The organism is Dolichospermum planctonicum (assembly GCF_005402965.1).
Classification (GTDB): domain Bacteria; phylum Cyanobacteriota; class Cyanobacteriia; order Cyanobacteriales; family Nostocaceae; genus Dolichospermum; species Dolichospermum planctonicum.
The window spans coordinates 1-718 of the sequence record NZ_BJCF01000128.1; the positions used below are offsets into that span (position 1 = coordinate 1).

Consider the following 718-nt stretch of genomic DNA (forward strand, 5'->3'; position numbering starts at 1 on the left):
ATATTTCCCAATTGTTCTTGGGCTTTGGCTGCGGTAATTCGGGCTTTGAGCATTTCTTTCTTGGTTTTGGCTTCGGAAATTTTGCTCTCTAACTGAATTAAATTCTTTTTCAGACCTTCTACCTGAATGGTTTGCTGGTCTAGACTAGTTTTTAAAGCTACACTTGTATCATTATATGTTTTTTTGCGTTCTAAGGCTTGATGAGCTAGGTCTTCATCCCCTTTTTGCAGAGCAAGTTGAGCGTTGCGCTGCCATTTGTTGACTTCATTTACAGCTTCATTGTACTGTTTCTCTGTACGTTTTTGCGATGCTATGGCTTGAGCTACCCCTTGACGCAATTTCACCATGTCCTCTTGCATTTCTAAGAGGGCTTGTTCCAGCATTTTTTCTGGATCTTCGGCTTTACTGACTAAATCATTGAGATTAGCGCCAACTACTCGTTTAAGACGATCAAATAATCCCATAAATTTATCTTTCCTTACAAAGTTTGGGTTTTTGGTTAAATAGGTAGCTTTTTTGCTAATAGCTACTTACACCAATGTGATATTTCCAGTTTGGATCTTTTTTTCTATTCTGAATCATGAACCTATCATACAGAGAAAAATTCAGGAGTCAGAAGTCAGGAGAAAGAAGACAAGGAAAGGAGTAAAATTAAGTTTGTATCAGCGGTTTTCCTAATTTTCGTACCTGATTCAAGTATATACGGCTATATTAACCC

At 37.6% G+C, this 718-nt stretch carries 1 protein-coding gene; it reads right to left on the reverse strand.

Annotated features, from left to right (window positions below; translation table 11 throughout):
• Positions 1-464, reverse strand: a 464-nt coding sequence (locus FFO06_RS20725; RefSeq protein ID WP_137909704.1) for a PspA/IM30 family protein, incomplete at its 3' end; no start/stop codon positions are given.
• Between the last annotated feature and the right edge of the window lie 254 nt (positions 465-718).